The organism is Kribbella sp. CCNWLW201, from assembly GCF_037203805.1.
In the GTDB taxonomy this organism is placed as follows: domain Bacteria; phylum Actinomycetota; class Actinomycetes; order Propionibacteriales; family Kribbellaceae; genus Kribbella.
Window position 1 is genome coordinate 255,299 of the sequence record NZ_JBBCBQ010000006.1, and the last position, 19,064, is coordinate 274,362.

Below are 19,064 nucleotides of genomic sequence, written 5' to 3' on the forward strand. Positions count from 1 at the left end.
GCTGGACATCGGTTCCGGTACGCGGGATTCCTGTCACGATCCCTTGAAAACACCGTCACTCTCAGCAAGGCTTCCCTGATCACTTCCGCGTCGTTTCCGGGTGCGGGAAGGACGGGGGAGTGTGCGACCGCTGCGTCGTACCTGGCGGTCGCGCCAGCCATCACTCGGGGGTAACGATGAGAAGAAGGGGGAAGTGTGTCAGCGATGACAAGGCTCGCCGAGCAGTGCCGTGATGTGAGGAGTCACGGCAAGGCAGGACTCGGGCGGGCTTCGATCCAACCGGCGGTCTGCACCGGCATCCACGAGGTGAACTCGTCGATCCCGTCGGTGAAGCCGCGACGCGTGGCGGTGCTGAGGTTGAGCAACGGATTGACCACCACGCTGCGACTCGGCGACGGCGCAACAGCGCCGGAGCAGGGCGCCACCGTGTTCGTCCAGGGTGGCCGGGGCATGGGTGATCAGCCCGCCTCAGGTGGGGTCATCCTCGCGTCGGGCGACCCTGCCTGAACACAAGAGGTGCCCATTGATGGGCTGAGTCAGTGACTCGCCGGTCTCAGGTGTCAACGCCCAGCTGAGGCCGGCAAGTCCCTGGAGCAGCCCATGCTTCATTTCTCGGGCATCGGATCGGTGAGAGCGCGCACCTCGATCGGAGAGTAGGGTGCCTCCGGTAGTTTCGCCGCCAGTTCGATGGCCCGCTCCAGACTGCAGTCGACCAGGTAGTACCCGGCAAGCACCTCTTTGGCCTCGGTGAACGGCCCATCCGTGACCGCGAGTACGCCGTCCTTGACGCGGACCACCCGTGCGTCCAGGGTGGTCAGCCCGTCCGAGGCGACGTACTCGCCGTTCGCCTTCATCTCCTCGAACAGCTTGCGATGCGCGTCGTACACCGCGTCCATCCCCGTCGCGCCGAGTGCGTCCCAGGTCTCGGTGTTCCCGTAGATCAAGAGCATGTACTTCATCACTGCCTCCGGTTCCGGTTACCTGGGTACGTCGGAGCGCCGGTGCCGTTCTCGACACCGGCGCTCCTCACGCTACTCAGTCACCAGGTCGCGCCGGCAGGCTCCCGGGTTGCGGCGTTGATCCGGTTGAACATGTTGGTCAGCCCGATCATCAAGACGATCGCGGCCAACTGCTTCTCGTCGAAGTGCTCTGCGGCGGCGGCCCAGACCTCGTCCGTCACCGATTCCGGCCGGTCAGCGATTCGGGTGGTGGCCTCGGTGAGGGCCAGCGCCGCACGTTCGGCGTCGGTGAACAGGTCCGACTCACGCCAGGCGACCACCTGGTGCAGTCGCTCGTCGGTCTCGCCGTTCTTCAGGGCCGACTTCACGCCACCGAAGACACAGGGCGCGCAGCCGTTGATCTGGCTGGCCCGCAGGTGCACCAGCTCGAGCGTCGGCCCAGTCACTCCGCCTTGCATCACGGCCTTGTAGATGTTCTGCACACCCTTGTTGGCGTCCGGCAACAGCATGGCGGGGTTGGTGATTCGAGCAGTCATGGGAGGTTCTCCATCAGGTGAGTTGTTGTCTTCACCCTCCTGACGGAGCTTGGCCGGAAGATGTGACACGAGCGAAGAGAAGATCTTTCTCGAGTCGTTCCGCCACTCCTACGGCGGGATCGGAGTACTGCCCGGTCAAGCAGATCGGTCCGGTCCACCCGAGTCGTCGCAAGGTGGTGAAGACGGCCGACCAGTCGGACATGCCCTCGTTGCCTTGGACGAAATACGTCTTCCAGCCGCTGTCGGTGTGGATGTACTTCGCGTTCTTGAGGTTGACGATGCCGAGCCGATCCAGGCCGAGCTCGAGCGTCACCGCGGGATCGTCGCCGGCGAGTGCGTCATGGGCCGCGTCCCACACCAGCTTGAACTGGCCGGGCAGTCCGTCGAGGAGTTGCAGTACGCCGAGCGTCGACGGCACGAATCGCCCGTGATGCGGCTGGATCCCGACCTGGACGTCGTACTGCGCGGCGAGGACGGCCGCCTCCTCGAGCAGTCCGCGCGTACGTCGTACCGAGGCCGCGTAGCCGTCCGGGCCGAGCTCGGCCATGATCCGGATCATCGGTACGCCGGCCTGTGCACACGCGGCGAAGGTTCGCTCGGACAGGTCGCTCGCGATGCTGATGGGTTCGATGCCTTCGGCACGCAACTGCTCGGTGAACTTCGGCAGCTCGGCCTCGGCCGTGGCCGGGGTGACGAAAGCGGTGTCGCGGACCGGGATCTCGGCCCCGGTGAAGCCGAGCCCGGCAACCAGCCGGCCGAGCTCGTCACCGGGCAGCCCGGACCACGGCTTCGTGAAAACGGACCATTGATAGGTCATGTTCTAGCGGCCTCCCAGTCCGCTCATGGTGATACCGCGGACGAACCAGCGTTGGGTGAGGAAGAAGATGATGATCAACGGAACGGTGGTGACGGTCGCTGCCATCAGCAACAGGTTCCATTGGGTGCCGTTGGTGTCCTGGAACACCTGCAGCCCGACGGACGCTGTACGCGTCGCATCGCTGTTGGAGATGATCAGCGGCCAGAGCAGGTTGTTCCACTGACCGATGAACTTGAACACCGCCAGCGTGGCGATCGCCGGTACGGCGAGCGGCACGATGATCCGGATGAACGCCTGCCAGCGGTTCGCGCCGTCGAGGCGGGCGGCTTCCTCGTAGTCGCGGGGGATGCCCATGAAGAACTGCCGGAGCAGGAACACGCCGATCGCGGTGAACGCGTGCGGCAGGATCATCCCCGGCCAGGTGTCGATGCCTTGCAGCTTCGCGACCAGCACGAACTGCGGGATCAACGTCACCTGCGACGGGATCATCAGGGTGGCGAGGTAGATGCCGAACAGCCAGCTCCGGCCGGGGAAGTTCAGCCGGGCGAACGCGTACGCCGCCAACGCGGCCGTGACCGTCTCGAGCAGAGTCGTGCCGGCTGCGAAGTACACGGTGTTCAGCAGGTACTTCCCGAGCGGCACCAGGTCGAACGCGCGGGTGAGGTTCTCCGGGTGCCAGGTGCTCGGCCAGAACGACGGTTTCGCCGCCATCGACTCGCCGTCGGACTGGAAGCCGACCAGCACCATCATCACGACCGGGATCAGCGTGATCGCGGTGACCAGGAAGCAGGCGAAGACGATGAGCTTGCGGACGACAACCTTGTTGGACACCAGGGGTCCACCGGGTGTGATGGCCTCAGTTGTCATAGTGCACCATCCTCCGCTGCAGCAGGAACTGGGCCGCGGTGATCACCACGATGAAGGCGAACAGCACCAGCGACTGCGCCGCCGCATAGCCCTGGTCGTAGTTCTCGAACCCGGTCCGGTAGATGTACATGACGAGCGTCGTGGTGCGCGTACCCGGCCCGCCGTTGGTCATGATGAGCGCCTGGTCGAACACCTGGAACGAGCCGATGATCGAGGTCACGATGACGAAGAAGAGCGCCGGCGACAGCATCGGCAGCGTCACGTTGCGGAAGCTCTGCCAGGCCGAACTGCCGTCCACCCGGGCGGCCTCGTAGAGCTGCTGCGGGATCGCCTGCAACCCGGCCAGGAATACCACCATGCCGAATCCGAAGCTCTTCCACACGCTCATCACGACCAGCGCCGGCATCGCCCAGGCGTCCGAGATCAGCCAGGCCGGCCCGTTGATCCCGAACACTCCGAGGACGGAGTTCACCAGGCCGTCGTGCGGGATGTAGAGCCAGATCCAGACGAACGCGACCGCCACCGTGATCGTTGCGTACGGCAACAGCAGGAGCGAGCGGAAGACCGCGATCCGGCGCAGGCCCTGATTCAGCAAGAGAGCCAGCAGGAGACTGATCAGGATCGTCAACGGCACACTCAGGAAGGTGAAGTACGCCGTATTGCCCAGCGCCGACCAGAACGTCGGGTCCGGGCCCAGCCGGGCGAAGTTGCTCAACCCGGCCCAGGTGGGTGCGCTGAACAGGTTCCAGTCGAGCAGTGAGATGACTCCGGCCGCGACGACCGGGCCGGCGGTGAAGATCAGGAACCCGATCAGGCTGGGCAGGATGAACAGCCAGGCGGTCAGCGACTCACGGTTGCGCCAGCGCGGTGTCGGTTTCGAGGCGGGACGTGGTGGTGCGGTAGCGGCCGGGGCGGGCACGGTTTGGACAGCCATGGGTGGTCACCCCTTCCTGGCAGTGGCTTGGCGGATGTTGTCCTGGTGCTGCCGCATCAGTACGTCGAGACGCGGGGTCAGCCCGTTGATCGCGTCGGCGACGGTGACCTGACCGAGGAACGTCCTGGGCAGGTCCTGGCCGAGCAGTTGCTTGACCTGGTTCCAGTTGGTGGTGACGTCGAACGCGTGACCACCGGCGACTTTGCCGGCCAGGATCTGCTGGACGATGCCGAGGTTGTCCGGCGGCGGCTGGAACGCGCTGCCGGCGCTGAGCCGGGCCGGGTTGTTGCGGCCGGCCTTGGCGTAGATGTCGAGTGCCCCGGTGCTGGTCAGGGTCTTCAGCAGCTTCCAGGCCAGGTCCAGATCGGCACCTTCGCGCACCCCCGATGGAATCGCGAAGCTGGATCCGGACACCCGCGGTGTGCTCCCGACCGCACCCGCCGGGAACGGGATGATGTCCCAGTCGAACTTGGCCTTGCGGATGTTCACCACCTGCCAGGGCCCGTTCTGCATGAAGGCCACGTTGCCCTGCATGAAGTTGGACGACGAGCTCTCGCTGACGAGGTTCTTGATCGGTGGCGTGACCTTGTCCTTGACGAACAGGTCGATGACGAACTGCAGCGCCTCCATCGCCTCCGGGTCGCCGAGCGTGCTCCGGGTCGCCTGCTCGTTCATCACATTGCCGCCGGCACAGTAGATCCACGAGACCAGGTCGTCGATGGCCGGCGCGCAGGTGAAGCCGTACTGGTCCGGCGGCTTGGTCAGCTCGATGGCGAGGTCCCGGAAGGTTGCCCACGACATCGGCTCGGTCCGGGACGGCAGGTCGACGCCGGCCTTCTGCAACAGGGTCTTGTTGTAGTACATGACCGTGGGCGCGACGTCGAAGCCGATCGCGTACGTCTTGCCGTTGAAACTCGAGATCCGCCGGCTCGGTTGGTAGAAGTCGTCCAGGTCGAAGTCGGGGTCGGCCGCGATCAGGTCGTCCAACGGGCGATGCGCGCCACGGGCGGCGTAGGTCGGAATCAGCGTGCCGTTGATCGCGGTCACCAGGCTGGCCGTACCACTGACAAGCTGCAGATCGAGTTTGGTCGGGTATCCGTTGGACGGTGTCAGGGTCGGGACGGACTTCACCTTCAGCTGTTGCTCGACGTACTTGCTGAAGTCTTCCCAGACCTTCTTCTCCGCGGCACTGCTCGACCACATCGCCCAGGTCGCGGCGCCGGCCGGTGGGCCGGACGAGCAGCCGGCGACGGCCGCACCCAGCCCGGCCAGGCCGGTGAGTTCGAGGAAGCTGCGGCGGGACAGCCTCTTGTGCATGGCTTCTCCTCAGCTGTAATCAAGGTCGATCGACTCGGCGCGGATTCGCTCCTCGTCGACCTGGACGCCCAACCCAGGGGCGGTGGGGACCGTGGCAACGGCCTTGGTGATGGTCAGCCCCTCGACGTACAGGTCGGAGAGCAGTTCCGGCCCGTTCAGCTCGGCGGGCAGGGCGAGGTCGAGCTGGCTGAACACGTGCAGCGCGGCCGCGAGGGCGACACCGCAGTCGGTGAGGCCGCTGGCCAGGATCTCGAGACCACCGGCCTGGGCGGTCTGGGCGGTTTTCAGGGCGTTGCGCAGGCCGCCGGACTTGCAGACCTTGACGACGACCAGGTCGGCGGCGTCCAGCCGGATCACCCGGGCCAGGTCCTGCGCGGAGAAGCTCCCCTCGTCGATGGCGATCGGCAGGTCGATCAGTCCGCGCAGCCGCTGCATGGCGAGCGTGTCGGTGCTCGGCACCGGCTGCTCGACACAATGGATCGTGCGGATCCCCGCCGTACGGTCTCTGAGTTGTTTCAGCAGGCTCGGGCGGTACGACTGGTTCGCATCGAGCCACAGCGGTTTGTCGCCGGCCACCTCGGCCACGGTCTCGATCGCCGCGGTGTCCGCGTCCAGATCGCCGCCGATCTTCACCTTGTACGCCGAATAGTCCGACGACTGCAGCGCATGTTCGCGTACGGCGTCCTGATCGCCGACCCCGATCGCGGAGCAGAGTGGGATCTCGTCGTACACCTTGCCGCCGAGCAACGCGTGCACCGGTACGCCGGCCAGCTTGCCCGCCGCGTCGTGCATCGCGACGTCGACGGCGGCACGGGCGAACGGGAAGCCGTTCGAGACCGCGGGGCTGAGGCGTTTGGCGGCGCGCTGGTGGAAGAGTTCGACGTCGAACGGGGTGAGTTCGAGCAGGATCGGCGCGAGGTGCCGCTTGATCACCACCGCCATCGTCTCGGCGGTCTCGTAGCTCCAGCTCGGCAGCGCCCGCTGCTCACCCCAGCCGACCACGCCGTCCTCGGTGGTCAGCTTCACGAAAATGACGGCGGTGGCCTGGTCCGGTCGTTCACCCGGCGTTCCGACCGCCCCGCTGCCGAGGACGAACCGGCGCGCGAACGGGACCGCGACCGGGAACACCTCGACCTGACTGATCCGCGACATGAGTCTCGTCCTCTCAGGCCGCTATCGACCAGACGGCCGGATCGACGAAGCTCGGTCCGCGACTGCCGTCCTCGAGCCACTTCAGTACGTCGGCCAGCACGTAACCGGCGAGCGCGAGGTGACCCTCGGCCGTGTCACCGGCGATGTGCGGGCTGAGCAGGAGGTTCGGCGATTCCAGGATCGTGGCGTCGAATGACGGCGGCTCGGGGTCGTAGACGTCGAGAGCGGCGTACAGGCGGCCGTCGAGGACGTGGTCGAGCAGGGCCTGCTGGTCGACGGCCGGGCCGCGGGATGAGTTGACCACGATCGCGTCGTCGGGCAGTTGCTCGATCAGCTTGCGGGTGATCATGCACTTGGTCTCCGGCACGTTCGGGACGTGGATGGTGACGAACGTGCTCTCGAGCGCGTCCTCGAGGGTGGTGAGGCGGACGCCGAGCTGGTCCGCACGCTCGGCCTTGAGGTACGGGTCGTAGACGGCGAGGTCGCAGCCGAAGGGCTTGAGGAGCGTGATCAGGGCCCGGGCGGTGGAGCTTGCGCCGATGATGCCGACCTTGGCGCCGGCCAGCTCGTGACCGCGGAAAGCGGTCTGCTTCCAGCCTCCCTGCCGGATCGCGTGGTCGAAGCGGGGGAGACGACGGGCCAGCGTGAGCATCGCGGCCAGGCAGTACTCGCCGACCGACCAGGCGATCCGCGGTCCGGCGGAGAAGACGGCGACACCTTGCTCGAGGATGGTCGGGTCGATGAGGTTCTTGACCGAGCCGGCCGCGTGCGCGACCACGTTGGGACCGTTGCCTTCGGCCCACAGTCCCCTGGGCAGGTGCGGCGTACCCCAGCTGGTCAGCAGGACGTCGGCGCCGGCGACCAGGCTGGGCAGCGCTGCCGGGTCGAGTGCCGGCGGCTTGCCGGGGGACCCCGGGCCGGCGGCATGCTCGGCCCCGGCCCAGACGACCTCGAAGCGGTCCTCGATCAGTCGGCGGGTCTGCGGGTCGACCACATCGTCGGCGCGTTCGGGGGTGAACAAGGCAGCGAGCTTCGGCACCGTGAGGGCTCCTTCGGTTGGGCGTTGCCTCGAAGGTAGGCGCTTTCCGTTATGCAGGTCCAAGCCCGATTTCGTATTGACCGATACCGCGGGGGTATGGGTACGGTGCGGTCTATGGACCTTTCGCTCCAGCAACTCCGTGGATTCGTCGCCGTCGCCGAGGAGCTTCACTACGGCAAGGCGGCGCAGCGGCTGAACATCACCCAGCCGCCGCTGACCCGCCAGATCCAGGGGCTGGAGCGGACGCTGAGTGTGCGGTTGTTCGACCGGACCGGCAGGGGAGTGCGGCTGACCGCCGCCGGCGACGTCTTCCTCGAGCACGCCCGGCGGGTGCTCGCGCTGCTCGAGGTGGCTCCGGAGGCGACCAGGCGCGCGGCCGACGGGCAGACCGGGACCTTGCGGATCGCGTTCACTGCGATCGGGGCGTACGCCGTACTGGCCGATTTCCTCACCATGGTCGGGAAGCGGACGCCGGCCGTGACATCGGAACTGACCGAGCTAGTCAGCCCGGCGCAGTTCGAGGCGCTGGCGAACCTGGAGATCGACATCGGGTTGGTGCGGCCGCCGATTCCGGACGGGTTCGAGTCCGTGCTGGTGCATTCCGAAGACCTGGTCCTCGCCGTACCGGCTGATCATCCGCTCGCGGTCGGGGAAGGGCCGGTGGCGTTGGTGGACGTCACCGATGACTACATCGGGTACAGCCCGGAAGGATCGCAGTACCTGCATGACATCTGCGCGGCGATGATCGGGATGGATCGCTACGCGGTGAGCCAGCTGGCCTCGCAGGTGCCGACGATGCTGGCGCTGGTTCGGGCCGGCCTGGGATGTGCGTTGATTCCGCGATCGATCATGGCGATGGGCGTGGAAGGCGTCCGCTACCGCGAACTGGACGCAGCGGACGCCCATTCGGTCACCTTGCACGCCTGCTGGAGCCCGGACAGCCCCAACCCAGCCCTCCAACGCCTCGCCGAATCCCTCCGGGAGAACCCACACCTCGACGGCTAGTCGGGTAGTGTGACCGGCAACAGTACGACGGACTGAGGAGGTGGGACCGATTACCGCTAGGGCAGGTTGGTTGCTCCCGCCTCGAGAAGTCGGCGTCGTTCGCTGACGCGGGAGCCTCGTAGTCGAAGGGTTTCCGTGACTGTTTCTTCTGTTCCTTCCTTTGAGCTGGCCGATGTCGTCGGCCGGCTGCGGGCCGCCGGGTGTGTCTTCGCCGAGGACGAGGCCGCGATGATCGCCGAGACCGCCCGGGATGCGGCCGAGCTGACCGCGATGGTCGATCGCCGGATCGCCGGGCTGCCGCTCGAGCACGTTCTCGGCTGGGCGTCGTTCCGCGGACTGCGGATCGCCGTCGATCCCGGTGTGTTCATCCCACGTCGCCGTACCGAGTTCCTGGTCGCTGAAGCGTTGCTGGTGACCGCTCCGGGCGCCGTCGTACTCGATCTGGGCTGTGGGTCAGGTGCGTTGGGTGCGGCGATCGCGGCGGAGCGGCAGGTGTCCTTGTACGCCGCCGACATCGAGCTGGCCGCGGTTCGGTGTGCCCGGCGCAATCTCGTGCCGTGGCGGGGATCGGTCTACCAGGGCGATCTGTTCGCCGCGTTGCCGGACGAGTTGCGCGGCCGGATCGACGTACTCGTGGCAAACGTCCCATACGTCCCGACCAACGAGATCCGGCTCCTGCCCCCGGAAGCCCGCCTCTACGAGCCGCACGTCACCCTCGACGGCGGACCCGACGGCCTGGCCACCCTCCGCCGAGTCGCGGCCGACGCACCTGACTGGCTCGCCCCCGGCGGTCACCTCTTCGTCGAAATGAGCGACCACCAGGCTCCACTCGCAAAGGCCGTACTCCAGAACCACGGCCTCACCGCCCGCATCACCTCCGACGAGGACCTCGGCGCAAACGTTGTCATAGGCAATCGCTCAGGCGATGGCGTAGTTCGCGAGGGCGGGTTCTAGGAGGTCGAAGGCTTGGGTGGCTTCTGCGGCGACGGTCTTGGCGATGGCGTCGTTGGAGTGGCCGGCCAGGGTGAGGGTCTGGATTCGCAGGAAGAGAACGCGGTGTACGGCGCCCAGTAGTGCGGCGGCTGTGGTGACGGTGATGTGGTCGGGGTGCTCGCCGGTGGTTTCGGCGAGCGCCGCGGCCAGAGCTTGCTCGCGTTGGTCGTGGAGGCCGCGGAGGCAGGCCGTGAGGGTCGGACTGTCGGCGATCAAGCGGGTGAACTCGGGGCCGGCGAAGCCTGCGACCGGGTCTTGAGTCGCGACGGCGGCCTCGAAGTCGCGGCGGAGAGCGGCCAGCGCGGATTCACCGGTACGGCGGGCGGCCACCGCGTCGGCCAGGGATGCGATGAAGGCCTGCTGGTGGTCGAGGGCCAGGTCTTCCTTGCGGGCGAAGTAGTTGGTGACGGTCTTCTTCGCGACCCGGGCGGCGTCGGCGATCTCGGCGATGGTGGTCTGCTCGAAGCCCTTGGCGATGAACAGCCGGGTCGCCTGATCGGAGATCAGTTGGCGCGTCTCCTGCTTCTTGATCTCGCGCAGCCCGGTCGGAGCGGTGGTGTCCATGAGGAGAATCTTACCCTCGTCGTAAAAGTATGTTGACAGCACACTCCGTTCGGCCTAAAGTTACGCCCGTCGTAAAGTTACTTCGAAGGGAAGTAGTGGATGCGCAAGCAAGGTCTCGGCAGTTCTCCGTCCGGTTCGTTCCCGCACCGGCGCCGTGACGAGTGGCGGACGGTGCCGAACCGCACCGTCCGCAACCCGGTCGTCAGCACCCGTCGCGGGACCCCGCGGCGCGGCGCCCGCTGACCACAACCTCCTCTGAAAGGACCTGCTGTGAAGATCAACGCCTCCACCATTTCTCTGACCATCGACGATGTCGCCGCCTCGCAGGCGTTCTTCATCGAGCACCTGGGCTACTCCGAACGGGTCGCGGCCGAAGGCTTCGCGTCCCTGACCCGTGACGACGCCGTCGACGTGGTCCTGCTGCAGCGGGGGATCGGGGTACTGCCGCCCGAGCAGCGGGACCAGCGTGCCGCCGGCCTGATTCTGGCGTTCACGGTCGACACCATCGACGCGGAGGAGAAGCGGCTGCGGGACGCTGGTGTCGAGATCACCATGCCGTTGCGCGAGGAGCCGTGGGGCGAACGCCTGTTCCAGGTGACCGACCCCAACGGCGTCATCATCCAGTTCGTCGAATGGACCACGCCGAATTGATCCTTGCCGCGCCGACCTCACTGGCTGAGGTCGGCGCGATCAGACCCGACGCTGGACGTGGAGAAGGTACTCGCGTCGGTTGAGCGGGTCGTGGTCGGTGCGCGGGCGTTCCGGGATCGGCCCGGTCACCGGCTGGTAGCGCTCGAACGCCGACTCCAGCACGCCCTCGCCGCGGGTGAGGGCGGGGAGTTGCTGTTCGAGCTGATACACGGCGGCCGCCGGGATTTCTCCTTCCAGGGTTGAGGTCTCGGCCGCCAGGGCCGGCACCTGCGGGATCGCCCGGAGGCGAGACAGAGCGGCCAGTACGGCGCGTGTCGTGTCAGTCGGAATCTCCAACTGGAACCGGTGCATCGGCTCATGGACCGTCGTACCGGCCTGCTGGAGTGCCGTCATCAGGACGAGCGGCGTGAGGAGGCGGAAGTCGCCGGCCGTGCTCGACATGCTCTTGTCGAAGACCGCGTGGGCGTGACTCTGCCGCGCCGAGTAGCCCGAGTGGGTCATCACCACTCGCGCGTCCGGGATCTGCCAGCCGTGGATGCCTTGCCCGAGTGTCTCGCGGACGGTCTCCTCGACCGCCTTGATGAACGCGTACGGCATCGACCCGAGCTCGACCTCGAGCTCGAACGTCACCCCGGCGTTCACTGGCGCCGCCTCGACCCGCAGCCCGATCGTGGCCAGGAACGGGTTCTCGTCCTTCTTCTTGAACTCGACCGCCTGCCCGACCCCGTGGATCCGCTCGATGCAGATCGTGGTGGTCTGCCGGAAGTCGACGTCGATCCCGAACTCGGTCGCCAGCGTCGTCTGGATGACCTCCTTCTGCACCTCGCCGTACAGCGACACGTAGGTCTCCTGCCGGAGATCGTCCTGGCGCAGGTTGATCAGCGGGTCCTGCTCGGCCAGCTGGCTGAGCGCGACCTGCAGGTTCCCCTTGTCGGACGGCCGAACCGGCGCGATCACCGTCTCCAGCGTCGGCGGCGCGAAGAATCCTTGCTTTTCGGAATCTGGGTGCCACCTGGTGGCACTTATCTTCCGGAAATCGCCGGAACCGACCCGGTCGCCGACCTGTACTTCGGCCAGGCCCCACAGCTTGCCGATCTGACCGGCTCGTACCTCGGTCGCCTGCGCTCCGAAGACCTCCAGTGCGGTCAGCTTCGCCTCGCCGCCGCTGCCGAAGCACAGTCGGTCGCGGACGTGCGCCGTACCGGAGAACATCCGCACGTACGCGATCTTCTCCCCGGCCGGACCGCGATCCACCTTGAAGACCGAGCCGTCCACCGGGCCGCCGACGTCGGAGGACGCGACGGGGAGGAGCTCGCGGATACCCTCGGTCAGGGCGTCCGTGCCGGCGCCGGTTATCGCCGAGCCGAAGTACACCGGGTGCACGAGCGCCTGCTTCGTCTGTACGGCGAGCCGTCGCCGCAGACCGTCGTACGTGAGTGCCTTCTCGTTCTCCACGAAGGTCGCCAGCAGTTGGTCATCGTGTTCGGCGAGCACCTCGAGCAGGTCGCCGTACGGATCAGTCGGCCCGTACGGCGTGAAGGTCGCGCCGCGGGTACCGAGACCGCCGGCCGATCCCATCGGCACGATCGCGGCAGAGAGCTTGTCTGCGATCGACTTCAGCACCGAGTCGTACTGCGCCCCGGCCCGGTCGGCCTTGTTGACGAAGATCAGCGTCGGAATGCGGAGCCGCTGAAGCGTCCGCATCAGCACGCGGGTCTGCGCCTGGACGCCTTCGACCGCCGAGATGACGAGTACGGCGCCGTCGAGCACGCCGAGCGCCCGCTCGACCTCGGCGATGAAGTCCGGGTGACCGGGGGTGTCGATCAGGTTCACCGTGATGTCGCCGATCGTGAACGACACGACCGCCGACTTGATGGTGATACCGCGCTGGCGTTCCAGCGCGAGGGAATCGGTCTGGGTGCTGCCGTCGTCGACGCTGCCGATCTCGTCGATGACCCCGGCGGCGTAGAGCAGCCGCTCGGTCAGGCTCGTCTTACCGGCGTCGACATGCGCCAGGATCCCCAAGTTCAGTAATTTCACAAAGCTTCATGTCCCTTGAACAGGTGTGAGTACGTTCCGCGATAGACATGAAGCGAGGTCGCATCGCTGCGCTCCTTTGACTCGACACCTGCTGTTACCGAGACGAGTACACCAGCCCCGGTTCCGGCCCGCAAAACCTTTTAGCCGACGGCTTCATGGTCGCTACCCTGGCGTGGTGACGCCGCCCCCACTCGACGCCCGCGCGCTCGCTGCCGCGGTCGTCGGCCCGATCGCCCACGTCGAGTCCGTCCAGGGATTCGCCGGCAACCAGACCTTCCGCCTGCGGACCGTCGCCGGCTCGACGGTCTACTTGAAGTCAGGTGACACCGTTGAAGCGGAGGCCCGTGCGTGCTCGGTGGCGCGAGCTGTCGGCGTCCCGGCTCCACAGATCCTGGCCGTCCACCCGACGTATCTGATCTGTGCCGAGGTCCCCGGCAGCCCGTCCAGCGCCGATGCGGTCCTCACCGAGCTCGGCCGCGGACTCCGCCGCCTGCACGAGATCCGCGGCAACGACGGCAACTGGGCCGACCGGCTCCTAGGCCTGATCGACCGCCTCGACATCCTCGCCGACATCATCCCTGCCGATCTGGTACGGCGTCTCCACGCGGTAGTACCGCCCTTCGTAGACACCGTGGCTGACGTCCAGCCGGTTCTGCTGCACGGAGATCTGCACCCTCGCCATCTATATGCCGTCGGCAACAACCTCACCGGCGTCATCGACTGGGGCGACACCATGTACGGCGACCCACTCTTCGACATTGCCCGCTTCTCGATGTCGGGCGACGCAGCAACCAGAGCGTTCCTGACCGGCTACAACCTCACCACAACGAACCTCGCCCAAACCCTCTCGATGTACCGAGTCTTGTGGTCCCTGATGGCCCTACACGCCGAACACGAGGCCGGCGGCGACTGGTTCGCCGCCCACGTACAAACCATCGCGAAAGAGCTCAGATGATCAAGGTGCCGACGTGGTTGCCTTGGGCGATGGTGGTGGCTGTGGTGGGGCGGTCTATGTCGAAGACGTGGAGGGGGAGGTGGTGGTCGCGGGCGAGGATGAAGGCGGCCTGGTCCATCACGCCGAGGCCGCGGTCGATGACTTCCTGGTAGGTGAGGTGGTCGAAGCGGGTGGCGGTGGGGGACTTGTTCGAGTCGGCGTCGTACACGCCGTCGGTGCCGTTCTTGGCGACCAGGAGGGCGTCGGCGTTCAGTTCGATCGCGCGCTGGACGGCGGGGTAGTCGGTGGTGGTGAACGGCTGACCGTTGCCGCAGCCGAGCAGGACGATCGAGCCCTTCTCCAGGTGGCGCAGGGCGCGCAGCCGGATGTACGGCTCGGCCAGGTTGTTGATCGGGATCGCTGTCATCAGGCGTACGTCGTCCGCGCCCAGAGCCGAGAGGCGGCCGCGGAGCAGGACGGCGTTGATCACCGTGCCGAGCATGCCGATGTTGTCGGCCTCGACCCGGTCGATACCCCAGTCGTCGGCGCGGTTGCCGCGGAAGACGTTGCCGCCGCCCACGACGACGGCGACCTGGACGCCGGTCGCGCGCAGGGCGATCACCTCGTTGGCGAGGTGGGTGAGGCGGTCGCTGCTGAAACCGAACTCGTTCGAGCCGGCAATCGCCTGACCGGACAACTTGAGGACGAGCCTGCGGTACATCGTGCTCCTTCGTCGAATCCCCCTGCCGTACATTCTGGCCGTCGGCGGGTCGGGTGCGGCACGCTGGCCAGATGACCGAGTTCAAGCAGCAGGATCTGGCCGGGGCTCGTTTCGAGGAGTTGTCGCTGCGGGGTGCGGTGTTCCACGACGTCGACCTGGCCGAGGCGAGCTTCGACATGGTCAGTCTGCACGGCGCGACCATCCGTCGCTCGCTGGTGACCGATGTCTCGATCGACGGTGAGATCCGCAATCTGAAGGTGTGGGGCGTCGATGTCGTACCGCTGATCGAGGCCGAGCTCAACCGTCGCCAGCCCGGCCGGGAGAAGATGCGGCCGACCGACGCCGACGGGTACCGGGAGGCGTGGGAGCTGCTCGAGCGGCTCTGGGGCGAGACGGTCGACCGGGCCCGGAAGCTGCCGCCGGAGCTGCTGCACGAATCCGTGGCCGGGGAATGGTCGTTCATCCAGACGCTGCGGCACCTGGTGTTCGCCACTGATGCCTGGGTACGGCGTACGGTCCTCGGCGACCCGGCTCCGTGGCACCCACTGGACCTCCCGCACGACGAGATGCACGACACCCCGCCCGTTCCGCGTGATCGCGCCGTACAGCCGTCACTCGACGAGGTGCTCGTCCTTCGGGCCGACCGGATGGCGACGGTACGGGCGGTGATCGCCGAGCTCACGGACGAGCGGCTTGCCGAGATGACCGTGCCGGTGCCAGAACCCGGGTATCCGGCGTCGGAGAGTTACCAGGTCGGCGACTGCCTCGGCTGCATCCTGAGCGAGGAGTGGGAACACCGCCAGTACGCCGAGCGAGATCTCGCCGTACTGGAATCTCGAGACTGAAAGTGTCGAGTCCGGTCCAGACGGTTCGACGCGTAGGTGAGAACACCCCTACGAACCATGGGAGACATTCATGGAGCTCAGCGTCAACATCTTCGTCAGCCTGGACGGCGTTGTGCAGGGCCCGGGCGGACCGGACGAGGACCGAGCCAACGGTTTCGAGCACGGCGGCTGGCTGGTGCCGCACGCGGGCGACGGGCAGCTGGACCCGGTCGACGGGTGGTTCCGGGAGGCGGACGCGTTCCTGCTCGGGCGGTCGACCTTCGAGATGATGCGGACCTTCTGGTCGCAGGTGACGGTCGAGCCGGACAACATCGTGTCGACCGCGCTGAACACCTGGAAGAAGTACGTCGTCAGCAACACGCTGTCCGACGAGGACGCGGCCTGGGGCGACACGACCGTCCTGCGAGGTGGCGACATCGTGGACCAGGTACGGCGGTTGAAGGAACAGCCCGGGCGTGAGCTGCAGGTCCACGGGAGCTGGCAGCTTGCTCGGACCCTGCACGACGCCGGCCTGGTGGACACCTACCGGCTGATCCAGTTCCCGGTAGTTGTTGGAACGGGGAAGCGGTTGTTCGAGGACGGCGCCGTACCGTCGACATACAAGATCACCTCGGCCGAGGTGCTGAAGGGCGGCGCCGGAGCGGTGTCGCTGACGCTGCGGCAGGACAACTTCGGCACTCTCAGCACCGGCGACATCGTGGTCGAGGACGGCAAGGAAGTTCTCATCTGACGTTTGTCGGTGGCGTGTCCTAGCCTCGGGGAATGGACATGCTGACGACGCAGGCGATCCTGGACGCAGGGCTGGACGACTGGCGCAAGCTGGCGCAGGCCTTGCATGCGCGCTTCCTGACTGGGTCCTTCGCCGACGGCCTTCGCTTTGTCGAGGCCGTCAGCGAGGGCTGCGCGGAGGTCAGGCTGACCGACACCTTCGTCGACGTGAAGCTGATCAGCCAGGACGCCGTCTATCGCGATGACGAGGGCGAGGAGCACGTGCTCTCGTGGGTGACTCAGCGCGATATCGATCTGGCGCGGCGGATCAGCTCGATCGCGCAGTCGATGGGGATCGCTGCGGACCCTACGGCGGTGCGCCAGCTCGAGCTCGCGCTGGACTCCGCGGACCTCGCGGCGGTCGGTCCGTTCTGGGCCGCCGTACTCACGGGTGCGCCGTTCGAGGGAAACGATGTCGTCGATCCGACCGGACGCGTGCCGAATCTGTGGTTCCAGGGGACTGACGCGCACGAGACTCCACGGCAGCGGTTCCATGTCGATCTTTGGGTTCCGCACGACGTGGCTCAGGAGCGCATCGCGGCCGGGATCGCGGCCGGTGGCGTGATCACCTACGACAAGGAAGCGCCGGCCTTCACCGTCCTGGCTGACCCGGAAGGCAACAAGGTCTGCATCTGCACCTGCCTCGACCGCTGAAAACCAGGGGACCAGGCATACGCCTGTTGGTTACAGTCATAGCTGTCTCGAGGAGCTGGGTCATGGTTTGCATGGTTATCCGGTTCCGTGCCGACCCCTCCTTGTTCGCTGTCGCTTCTGAGTGATGCTCCGGACCGGTTGGTACGTCGCGGCGTAGGCCGCGGGTCCTGTGCGCCCACGCGCACTCCCGTACCGACCGAACCGGAGTTCCCGCATGTCCTCTATGGACGCTGCCATCACGCATGCCTTGAACGGCGTGAAGTACGACGCCCTGGGCGCTCGCGTCGCCGCCATGTCAGCCCGCTACCGCGCCGAGCAGCTCGACGACACCACCCTCGGCATGGCCGACGACCTCGACTGCCTCGCGTACGCCGTCTTCCGCATGCCGGCCACCTATCACGCGATCCGCACCGCCCTGCCCGCCGTCGACTCCCAGTCAGCAAGTCGTCGGCGGACTACCGGTCGGCCCGCTCCGCCGCGTGGGGTGATGTGTGGGGTCAGAGGTCGTAGCCGCCGGAGGCTTCGAGGGTTTGGGCGGTGATCCAGGCGGCGTCGGGGGAGAGGAGGAACGCGATCACCTTGCCGACGTCGTCGGGTTCACCGATCCGGCCGAGGGCCGTGCGGGCGGCGAGGGGAGGAATCAGCTCGGGGTACTTGGCGAACGCGTCGTCGCCGAGGCGGGTCCGGGTCACGCCGGGCGCGACCGCGTTCACCCGGATACCGCGAGCGCTGAACTCCTTGGCCAGGTAGCGAGTGAGCACCAGTTGGGCGCCCTTCATGCTGGCGTAGACCGAGTAGCCCGGCTCGGGCCGCGTGTTGTCGAGGGCCGAGCTGCTACTGGTGTTCACGATCGCGCCGCCGTCCTCAAGGAGCGGGAGGAGGGTCTGGGTGAGGAAGTACGGACCTTTGAGGTGAATCCGCAACATCTGGTCGAACAGTTCCTCGGTCGTGTCCTCGAACGGCACCGGGTGCTGCCCGACCCCGGCGTTGTTGACGAGGAAATCGAAGGAGGTCCGGTTCCACCGCTCGACCAGGCTGTGCGCGACGGCAGACCTGAAGTCGCCGAACGTGTCGCTGCGACTCACGTCCAGCGGCAGTGCGACCGCCGTACCGCCGTCCTTCTCGATGCGTTTGGCGGTCTCCAGACCGCCGACCGCGTTGCCGTTGTAGGTCAGGATCACCCCGACACCGCGCTTCGCCAGCTCGAAGGCCGTGCTTTGCCCGATACCGGAGCTCCCGCCGGTGACCACAGCTACCTGCATGATCGTGTCAATCTCCTACTTAGTCGTGACTGGGTACACGACCAGTAGACGCTGCAGACAAGGCATTCCCGTAGACCATTGCTCGCGATGACTTGCACGATCCTGCTGGATTCAGGGAAAGGCCGGCACCTGGTACGACGGTTCCGCGCGGAGCTGAGCGGCGTCACGGCTGGGCGGCGTACCGAACTCGCGCCGGTACTCGCGGCTGAACTGAGACGGACTGTCGTAGCCCACGGCGTACCCGGCGCTCGTGACGTCCTCACCGAGACCCACCAGCCGCAGCCGTGCCTCCTGCAGCCGGATCTTCTTCTGAAACTGGATCGGGGTCATCGCCGTCACCGTCCGGAAGTGCCGATGGAACGCCGACGCGCTCATCCCGACCATCGACGCGAGTTCCTCGATCCGGAACGGTTCGGTGTAGTGGTCGCGGATCCACCGGATCGCCCGGCCGATGTGCGACAGACTGCTGTCGGCCAGACCGATCTGCCGGACGGCGGCACCGTTCGGACCACGCAGCAGTCGCCACAGGATCTCCCGCTCGACCAGCCGCGCCAGGACCCGGGCATCCTCGGGATCGTCGGCGAGTCGGAGCAGCCTGACCACCGCGTCGATCAACTCGGCCGGCGCCCTGCTGACGGAGAAGCCGGCCGCCGCGCCGACCGGTTGGTGCTCCAGGAGTAGCGAGGCGATGACGTCGGGCCGCAAGGTCAGTCCGACGCCCAGGAACGGCGCCTCGGTGTAGTGGCCGGTCACCGGCAGATCGACCGACACGACGAGGTAGTCGCCGGCGCCGTACTCGAAGACCTGGTCACCGACGGCGAGCCGCTTCCGGCCCTGCGCGATGAGCGCGAACACGGGCGTCGCCAGCGAGGCCATCGGGGGAGTCGGAGCTGGGACGACCGACAGCAGCAGCCCGTCGATCGCCGGCTCGCGGTCAGCCGCGGCCGCGATCAACGAGCGCAAGTCCGCTATCGCCGTCTCCATGACAGGTTCAGGCTACGCACAC

General features: G+C 66.9%; 23 protein-coding genes. 10 read left to right on the forward strand and 13 right to left on the reverse strand.

Annotated features, from left to right (window positions below; genetic code table 11):
* Window positions 1-204 precede the first annotated feature (204 nt).
* Window positions 205-507 (forward strand): hypothetical protein, encoded by a 303-nt coding sequence (locus tag V9K99_RS25250; RefSeq protein ID WP_337004479.1) that lies wholly within the window; start codon window positions 205-207, stop codon window positions 505-507.
* A 98-nt stretch (window positions 508-605) separates the two neighbouring features.
* Here the strand turns inward: V9K99_RS25250 and V9K99_RS25255 are convergent, their stop codons facing one another.
* The 8 genes from V9K99_RS25255 to V9K99_RS25290 all read right to left on the reverse strand — a co-directional run bounded on the left by V9K99_RS25255 (window position 606) and on the right by V9K99_RS25290 (window position 7,621).
* On the reverse strand, window positions 606-959 hold the full coding sequence (locus V9K99_RS25255) for a YciI family protein (protein ID WP_337004481.1): 354 nt from the start codon (window positions 957-959) through the stop codon (window positions 606-608).
* 80 nt (window positions 960-1,039) lie between these two features.
* Window positions 1,040-1,495: a carboxymuconolactone decarboxylase family protein gene (locus V9K99_RS25260; RefSeq protein ID WP_337004483.1), complete on the reverse strand. Its 456-nt coding sequence runs from the start codon at window positions 1,493-1,495 to the stop codon at window positions 1,040-1,042.
* 31 nt (window positions 1,496-1,526) lie between these two features.
* Complete coding sequence (locus V9K99_RS25265) at window positions 1,527-2,312, reverse strand: sugar phosphate isomerase/epimerase family protein (RefSeq protein ID WP_337004485.1); 786 nt, start codon at window positions 2,310-2,312, stop codon at window positions 1,527-1,529.
* Window positions 2,313-2,315: 3 nt separating this feature from the next.
* Window positions 2,316-3,179, reverse strand: a complete 864-nt coding sequence (locus V9K99_RS25270; RefSeq protein ID WP_337004487.1) for a carbohydrate ABC transporter permease — start codon at window positions 3,177-3,179, stop codon at window positions 2,316-2,318.
* Entirely contained in the window at window positions 3,169-4,113 is a 945-nt protein-coding gene (locus V9K99_RS25275) for a carbohydrate ABC transporter permease (RefSeq protein ID WP_337004489.1), read from the reverse strand. The genes V9K99_RS25270 and V9K99_RS25275 overlap by 11 nt, the downstream gene beginning before the upstream one ends.
* Window positions 4,114-4,119: 6 nt before the next feature.
* On the reverse strand, window positions 4,120-5,430 hold the full coding sequence (locus V9K99_RS25280; protein WP_337004491.1) for an ABC transporter substrate-binding protein: 1,311 nt from the start codon (window positions 5,428-5,430) through the stop codon (window positions 4,120-4,122).
* Window positions 5,431-5,439: 9 nt separating this feature from the next.
* Complete coding sequence (locus tag V9K99_RS25285; RefSeq protein ID WP_337004493.1) at window positions 5,440-6,582, reverse strand: mandelate racemase/muconate lactonizing enzyme family protein; 1,143 nt, start codon at window positions 6,580-6,582, stop codon at window positions 5,440-5,442.
* 13 nt (window positions 6,583-6,595) lie between these two features.
* A complete protein-coding gene (locus V9K99_RS25290) occupies window positions 6,596-7,621 on the reverse strand; it encodes a hydroxyacid dehydrogenase (RefSeq protein ID WP_337004495.1) in 1,026 nt (341 codons plus the stop codon).
* 114 nt (window positions 7,622-7,735) lie between these two features.
* Between V9K99_RS25290 and V9K99_RS25295 the strand changes: the two genes are divergently transcribed.
* Window positions 7,736-8,626, forward strand: coding sequence for a LysR family transcriptional regulator (locus V9K99_RS25295; protein WP_337004497.1), 891 nt, complete (start codon window positions 7,736-7,738; stop codon window positions 8,624-8,626).
* A gap of 135 nt (window positions 8,627-8,761) precedes the next feature.
* Window positions 8,762-9,580 carry a putative protein N(5)-glutamine methyltransferase gene (locus V9K99_RS25300; protein WP_337004499.1) on the forward strand — a complete coding sequence of 273 codons (819 nt, stop codon included), beginning with the start codon at window positions 8,762-8,764 and terminating at the stop codon, window positions 9,578-9,580.
* Here V9K99_RS25300 and V9K99_RS25305 read toward each other — a convergent pair.
* On the reverse strand, window positions 9,545-10,183 hold the full coding sequence (locus tag V9K99_RS25305; RefSeq protein WP_337004500.1) for a TetR/AcrR family transcriptional regulator: 639 nt from the start codon (window positions 10,181-10,183) through the stop codon (window positions 9,545-9,547). The two genes, V9K99_RS25300 and V9K99_RS25305, sit on opposite strands and share 36 nt — an antisense overlap.
* Before the next feature lie 99 nt (window positions 10,184-10,282).
* Here V9K99_RS25305 and V9K99_RS25310 point away from each other — a divergent pair, with 99 nt between their 5' ends.
* Complete coding sequence (locus V9K99_RS25310; RefSeq protein ID WP_337004502.1) at window positions 10,283-10,426, forward strand: hypothetical protein; 144 nt, start codon at window positions 10,283-10,285, stop codon at window positions 10,424-10,426.
* A 27-nt stretch (window positions 10,427-10,453) separates the two neighbouring features.
* On the forward strand, window positions 10,454-10,834 hold the full coding sequence (locus V9K99_RS25315; RefSeq protein ID WP_337004504.1) for a VOC family protein: 381 nt from the start codon (window positions 10,454-10,456) through the stop codon (window positions 10,832-10,834).
* Window positions 10,835-10,873: 39 nt separating this feature from the next.
* Here V9K99_RS25315 and V9K99_RS25320 read toward each other — a convergent pair whose 3' ends face one another.
* On the reverse strand, window positions 10,874-12,874 hold the full coding sequence (locus V9K99_RS25320) for a translation factor GTPase family protein (protein ID WP_337004506.1): 2,001 nt from the start codon (window positions 12,872-12,874) through the stop codon (window positions 10,874-10,876).
* Between the two features lie 175 nt (window positions 12,875-13,049).
* Here V9K99_RS25320 and V9K99_RS25325 point away from each other — a divergent pair, with 175 nt between their 5' ends.
* Window positions 13,050-13,829 carry a phosphotransferase family protein gene (locus V9K99_RS25325; protein ID WP_337004508.1) on the forward strand — a complete coding sequence of 260 codons (780 nt, stop codon included), beginning with the start codon at window positions 13,050-13,052 and terminating at the stop codon, window positions 13,827-13,829.
* Here V9K99_RS25325 and pyrH read toward each other — a convergent pair.
* Window positions 13,822-14,529: a UMP kinase gene (gene pyrH, locus V9K99_RS25330; protein ID WP_337004510.1), complete on the reverse strand. Its 708-nt coding sequence runs from the start codon at window positions 14,527-14,529 to the stop codon at window positions 13,822-13,824. The two genes, V9K99_RS25325 and pyrH, sit on opposite strands and share 8 nt — an antisense overlap.
* A 71-nt stretch (window positions 14,530-14,600) precedes the next feature.
* Here pyrH and V9K99_RS25335 point away from each other — a divergent pair, with 71 nt between their 5' ends.
* The 4 genes from V9K99_RS25335 (at window position 14,601) to V9K99_RS25350 (ending at window position 17,337) form a co-directional block, all read left to right on the forward strand.
* Window positions 14,601-15,374, forward strand: coding sequence for a DinB family protein (locus V9K99_RS25335; protein WP_337004512.1), 774 nt, complete (start codon window positions 14,601-14,603; stop codon window positions 15,372-15,374).
* A 70-nt stretch (window positions 15,375-15,444) separates the two neighbouring features.
* Complete coding sequence (locus V9K99_RS25340) at window positions 15,445-16,104, forward strand: dihydrofolate reductase family protein (protein ID WP_337004514.1); 660 nt, start codon at window positions 15,445-15,447, stop codon at window positions 16,102-16,104.
* 32 nt (window positions 16,105-16,136) lie between these two features.
* The gene (locus V9K99_RS25345) at window positions 16,137-16,796 is read left to right on the forward strand and encodes a VOC family protein (protein WP_337004516.1); all 660 of its coding nucleotides are present in this window, start codon (window positions 16,137-16,139) and stop codon (window positions 16,794-16,796) included.
* A 223-nt stretch (window positions 16,797-17,019) separates the two neighbouring features.
* A complete protein-coding gene (locus tag V9K99_RS25350) occupies window positions 17,020-17,337 on the forward strand; it encodes a hypothetical protein (protein ID WP_337336409.1) in 318 nt (105 codons plus the stop codon).
* Here V9K99_RS25350 and V9K99_RS25355 read toward each other — a convergent pair.
* Window positions 17,294-18,058, reverse strand: coding sequence for an SDR family NAD(P)-dependent oxidoreductase (locus V9K99_RS25355; RefSeq protein WP_337004520.1), 765 nt, complete (start codon window positions 18,056-18,058; stop codon window positions 17,294-17,296). The two genes, V9K99_RS25350 and V9K99_RS25355, sit on opposite strands and share 44 nt — an antisense overlap.
* A gap of 111 nt (window positions 18,059-18,169) precedes the next feature.
* Window positions 18,170-19,042 carry an AraC family transcriptional regulator gene (locus tag V9K99_RS25360; RefSeq protein ID WP_337004522.1) on the reverse strand — a complete coding sequence of 291 codons (873 nt, stop codon included), beginning with the start codon at window positions 19,040-19,042 and terminating at the stop codon, window positions 18,170-18,172.
* Window positions 19,043-19,064 lie beyond the last annotated feature (22 nt).